General features: G+C 61.5%; 5 protein-coding genes and 1 rRNA gene (1 of these 6 only partly in view). 4 read left to right on the top strand and 2 right to left on the bottom strand.

Features of this window, described 5'->3' with window-relative positions; genetic code table 11:
• Positions 1-21, bottom strand: a 16S ribosomal RNA gene (locus HQL63_15645); its annotated part reaches 265 nt to the left of the window's first position; the annotation flags it as partial.
• 563 nt (positions 22-584) lie between these two features.
• Here HQL63_15645 and HQL63_15640 point away from each other — a divergent pair.
• From HQL63_15640 to HQL63_15625, 4 genes are read left to right on the top strand one after another with little or no spacing between them, the layout of a single operon-like run.
• Positions 585-1,718, top strand: a complete 1,134-nt coding sequence (locus tag HQL63_15640) for a phosphoribosyltransferase family protein (protein MBF0178259.1) — start codon at positions 585-587, stop codon at positions 1,716-1,718.
• Position 1,719: 1 nt separating this feature from the next.
• A complete protein-coding gene (locus tag HQL63_15635) occupies positions 1,720-2,460 on the top strand; it encodes a hypothetical protein (GenBank protein ID MBF0178258.1) in 741 nt (246 codons plus the stop codon).
• Complete coding sequence (locus HQL63_15630) at positions 2,457-3,548, top strand: cysteine protease StiP family protein (GenBank protein ID MBF0178257.1); 1,092 nt, start codon at positions 2,457-2,459, stop codon at positions 3,546-3,548. The genes HQL63_15635 and HQL63_15630 overlap by 4 nt, the downstream gene beginning before the upstream one ends.
• Positions 3,545-4,465: an HpcH/HpaI aldolase/citrate lyase family protein gene (locus tag HQL63_15625; protein MBF0178256.1), complete on the top strand. Its 921-nt coding sequence runs from the start codon at positions 3,545-3,547 to the stop codon at positions 4,463-4,465. The genes HQL63_15630 and HQL63_15625 overlap by 4 nt, the downstream gene beginning before the upstream one ends.
• Positions 4,466-4,483: 18 nt before the next feature.
• On the opposite strand, the gene HQL63_15620 is transcribed toward HQL63_15625, so the two are convergent.
• The coding region (locus tag HQL63_15620; GenBank protein MBF0178255.1) for a PD-(D/E)XK nuclease family transposase at positions 4,484-5,112 on the bottom strand (629 nt) is incomplete at its 5' end.

Genomic DNA, 5,112 nt, shown 5'->3' with positions numbered 1-5,112 from the left:
CAGGATCAAACTCTCCGACAGTTTCCCATCGATATTCCTGGCGTTGCTTGGCTTCCTAACTACCAAAACCAAACCCGCTATTCTTATCAAAACAGACCAAGAACTAACAGGTTGGCCCCACATTGATGTATGCTTGGATTTTCAAAGAGCGAACAAAGCCTGTCGTGAGGCCTTGCCAGGGTATCACCCCTGAGTGCAGGATCCATTCCGAATACACGCCCTGGACCCCTGCCGACCGGAGAAACTTTCTTCTCCCCAACCGGTAAAAAGGGATCATACTGAATCCCCCGCACGCCGTCAACACAAAAATCAAAATGGTCGCGTTTTTTTTGATGATCCCTATCATTTCATCATGTTACCAAGAACACATCGGCCACTCGCGGAGATCAGACAACAAAATTGACCTGTCGACAAGAGCGACAAAACGCTGGCATCGGTCAGCACCTCCCATGCCGCGTCACGTGATCAGCCCCACCGAAACTCTTGTCCCATGCCGCATCATGTGGTTAGCTTCAGCCTGAAACGATGGTCAAGGCCCTTTGATGCAAAACGATCTTATATCCGTGCATGTGCGAGGCAGAACCATGGAAAGAGCGGTTGAGCTCTCTACAGGAGAGTTGAGGGTCCATGGCATGGTTGACAAGCTCGAACTCGACCAGTTGTGCGGTTTCGCCAGCCGCAAAAATCCAAATCGTCCATTCTTGTTTGTCAGCCGCGTACTTGGCAGGCATATACCTGCAACTCCGGCGGTGATGCGGCTGGTGTGTCGGCTGTTGGTGGAAAAACTGCCCGCAGATGTGACCGGCCCGGCTACGGTGATCGGCATGGCAGAGACGGCTGTCGGGCTGGGGCATGGTGTGCATGACCTTTGGCGAATGGCATCGGGCCGCGACGACCTGCTGTTCATCCACTCCACCCGCTACCGGATCGGCGCCCACCCCATACTGGCCGCCTTCGAGGAGACTCACAGCCACGCCACCGGCCACCTGCTCCATCGACCCGCATCCGCCGATGACGCCGCGTTGCTGACTGCAAGCCGCACCCTGGTGTTGGTGGATGACGAGGCCACTACCGGCGCCACCTTTGTCGCCCTCGCCACGACCTTGCGGGAGGAGATGCCCAGGTTGTCACGAATCGTGTGCGTCACCATAACCGACTGGATGGGGGCATCGCGTCGGCAGGATGTGCGCACCGCCATGCCGGTCCAGACCGATTTTGTCTCCCTGTTGGAAGGTGGGTACTCGTTCTTCCCGGCGAGTGTTCCGCCCCCGGAAATGCCGCATGTCACCGGCAATGGGGATCACAAGGATCATCTGCTCCCTGTCAATTGGGGCCGACTTGGGCTCCGTCAGCCCCGCCCGCTGCCGGACCATGTGCTGGGGATCAGCGCCCGGCCCGGGGAGCGGATCCTGGTGCTCGGCACCGGCGAATTCGTCTTTCCGCCGTTCCATCTGGCCGAACGGCTGGCGACGATGGGGGCGGATGTCATGGTGCAATCCACCACGCGCTCGCCGATCCTGGAAGGCAACGCCATCCAGGGAACGTTGACATTTCCGGATGCCTACGCCGACGGCATCCCGAACTACCTGTATTCAGTCCATCCCGGGCAGTACGACCGGGTGCTGGTGTGCTACGAAACGCCTCCAGAGACTGCTCAGAATCAACTCATCGCCACCCTCGGCGCCGAAGCGATCTATTTCAACCATGGAACGAGGTAAAATGCGGCGTCTTGTATTCGTGGATCTGGATGACACCCTGTTCCAGTCGGAGCACAAAAACCCGGCAGCGGACCAACCTGCCGCTGTGGACCGGGAGGGGCGGCCCCATTCGTTTCTCTGTGAGCGGCAGGCCGCGTTTCTCGCATGGCTCGTCCGCGATGCCACCGTGGTGCCCGTCACAGGGCGCAACCTGGATGCCTTCCGGCGCGTGGTGCTAACCCTGGGGGAGTGGGCGATCTGTTCCTTCGGCGGCGTCATCCTGGGACCGGGTGACGCTCTGGACCTTGAGTGGCAGCGGCGCATGTCCGCCTCTGCCGCCGACTCCGCTGCACCAATGGAAGCATTGCACAGGATGGTGGCAGAGCATGCCGCCGCTCACGAGGTGGATGTGCGCCACCGGGTCATTTGCGACGCCGGGTTGTCGCTCTATCTATCGGTGAAGCACAACACCGGCTCCGCAGCGGAGCTGGCGCGGCTGGCCGGGGTGATGGCCCCAGCGGTCCCGGCGGAGTGGACCGTCCATCTGAACGGCAACAACCTGGCCCTGCTGCCCCCCTTTCTGAACAAGGCCAACGCGGTTGCCTACTTCCTGGAGCGGCATGCTGGCGCCGACCAGCCACTCACCATCGGCGTCGGCGACAGCCTAACGGATCTCGGTTTCATGGCGCTGTGTGACTACATCATCACCCCGGGGGGATCCCAGATCCACGGCGCCATGTCTCCATGTGGAGCAACGGCATGATGGGGCTGGCCGATGGATTCAGTGGCAGCTACGCGCCGGTTGATGTCACCTTCCTGCTCAAACCGGTGACCATGGCGTTCACGGAGGTGGCCGAAAAGGAAAGGGCGATCCAGAGCGGGGTGAGGCACTACAGCGAAATGCTTGCCCCGGAACGGCCCCCTTCCCAAGCATACCTGGCCGCGTTCCGGGAGGCGTTTGCACTCAACCGGGAACGGGTGGGCAGGGATGTGGCCCGGCTGGCCAGAGCCCTCGCCCTCCGGGAGGGGGAGAACGTGGTGCTGGTCAGCCTCGCCCGGGCGGGCACGCCGGTGGGAGTGCTGCTGCGGCGGGCGCTCGCCCTGTTGGGGCGCAAGGCGTTCCACTACTCGGTCTCCATCATCCGCGACCGGGGCATTGATCGGGTGGCCATGCGGGCCATCCTGGCGGTGCATCCCGCTGCGGAAGTGGTCTTCGTGGATGGCTGGACCGGCAAGGGAACGATCGGCAATGAGCTGGCCAGGGTCGTCGCTCATGACCTGTCGGCGTTGCGGGACGCTCCGTTGTGTGTGCTCTCCGATCTCGCTGGGGTGGCTGCCCTCGCGGCGGGTGACGAAGATTATCTGATCCCATCGGCGATCCTCAATGGGGTGGTATCCGGGTTGGTCAGTCGAACCGTACTGAACAACGCCCTGATCGGTCCCGGTGAATTTCACGGTTGTGTGGTGCTCGACCACCTGGCCAGCATGGATCTGAGCCGGGATTACGTGGACCGGCAGATGGTGGATGTCGCTGCCAGTCTCGCCACCGCCGAACCCGCCCGTTGGGGCAAGGTGGAGCGCAGCCGGGCCGCCAGGCGCTCGGGTGCGTTCCTCGCGAAGATGCTGGCACGGGTGGGAACCGAAGACCGCAACCGGATCAAACCCGGTATCGGCGAAGCGACCCGAGCCATGCTGCGGCGCATGCCAGCGATGGTGCTGGTAAGGGATCCGGGAGCCTTGGACATCAAACACCTGATGGGGCTGGCAGCAGAGCGGGGGATCGAAACCATAACGGACCCGGAGTTACCTTACAAGGCCTGTGCGGTCATCCAGAGATTGGAGGAGACATGATCCTTTCGCCGCTTTCGCTGGGTGCCAGCCTCTACGTCCCCGCCACCTGTCCCAACCTGGCTGCGGTGGCGAATGGCAAAAACATGCCCGCCCTGAGGTCGGTGATCCTCTGCACCGAGGACAGCATCCTGCCGGGGCAGGTGGACACCGCGCTGGAGAATCTCCGCAGATGCCTGCCGCAACTTGGCGCCAACGCACCATTGGTGTTCGTGCGCCCCAGGAACACCGCCGTGCTCGCCAACATCCTGACGATGGAAGGGGTGGGGCACATTACCGGTTTCGTGGTACCGAAAGCCACCAGGGAGAGCCTGGTCGCCCATGTGGCGCTGATTCCCAAGCGGTTCCTGCTCATGCCCATCCTGGAGACCCGCGAGGTGTTCGACCCCGCCGAGGTCGCCGGGATCAGGCAGGCGCTCCTGACCCCTGGGGTCAGAGAGCGGGTGCTGGCCCTGCGCATCGGCGGCAACGACCTGATGAACCTGCTCGGGATAAGGCGCCGACCGGGACGAACCATCTATGACGGCGCCATCGGTCCGGTCATTGCCTCCCTTGCCACGGCGTTCACCCCCGATGGCTTCTCCCTCACCGCGCCCGTGTTCGAGGAGTTCGGCGATCTGGAAACCCTGGATGAAGAGGTGTTCCGCGACCTGGAGCATGGACTGGTGGGCAAGACGGCGATCCACCCCTCACAGGTGAGCCGGATCGAGAAACACTATCGGGTATCGTCGATGGACCTCGCCATGGCCAGCAGGGTGCTGGAGCCCGGGGCCCCGGCTGTGTTCCCGGTCGAACAAGTGATGTGTGAGCCCGCCACCCATACCGCGTGGGCCCGGTCGGTGGTCGCACGGGCGTCGATCTATGGCGTTATGGAAGGTGTGGAACGAGCAGGGGATCTGCCTGGCCGGAATCAATCATGATGGTCACCGCTCTGTGTTTCACTTTGCGTTGGTCGTCCCGTCACCAAAAACATCATCCAGTGTGTAGGCATCCATGGCCCGATCCAACCATACGTCCAAAGTGTCAAGACTGGCGGCAAAAATTTTCGCCTCGACCCACGCAGGAAGGTCCGGGAAACGACGACGCAACATGCGCAGCAAAACGGCAGACTCACCCTCCCGGCGGCCCTCCTGACGGCCCTCCTGAAGACCCTCCTGACGACCTTCCTGACGGCCCTCCTGACGGCCTTCCCGGCGACCTTTCTGCTCCGCAAAGATAACCACCCCACGCTGGTCCTGAATGAACATCTCCCTCCTCTCCTGACTCTCCAACTCTTCGGCGGTCAATCCAGCCTTGTTGGCTATGGCAAACGCCTTTTTGATCGCCGGGTCATCCTCCAGACTCTTGGGCACCGCCGCAAGATCACCAGCATGCCGCAAAAAATAGAACCATTTATCCACTGCGCAGATGCAAGCATCCTCGTCCTTGGTAAATTTTGGCAACTCGGCAAAAACCAACTCCAGATCATCCAGTGAAATTTCCGGATTATCCGAGGCCCGCAGCACAAAGCGGTTGACTATCTCGGAAAGCTCTTCAAACATGACAAAATCCGTGATGGTGATTGCCA

This window comes from Magnetococcales bacterium (assembly GCA_015231175.1).
Taxonomy (GTDB): Bacteria; Pseudomonadota; Magnetococcia; order Magnetococcales; family DC0425bin3; genus HA3dbin3.
This window is presented reverse-complemented; position numbering and strand designations above follow the sequence as displayed.

Coding starts and splice junctions, on each gene's coding strand:
- HQL63_15640 (MBF0178259.1), top strand. CDS start 585: ATGGAAAGAGCGGTTGAGCTCTCTACAGGAGAGTTGAGGGTCCATGGC.
- HQL63_15635 (MBF0178258.1), top strand. CDS start 1,720: ATGCGGCGTCTTGTATTCGTGGATCTGGATGACACCCTGTTCCAGTCG.
- HQL63_15630 (MBF0178257.1), top strand. CDS start 2,457: ATGATGGGGCTGGCCGATGGATTCAGTGGCAGCTACGCGCCGGTTGAT.
- HQL63_15625 (MBF0178256.1), top strand. CDS start 3,545: ATGATCCTTTCGCCGCTTTCGCTGGGTGCCAGCCTCTACGTCCCCGCC.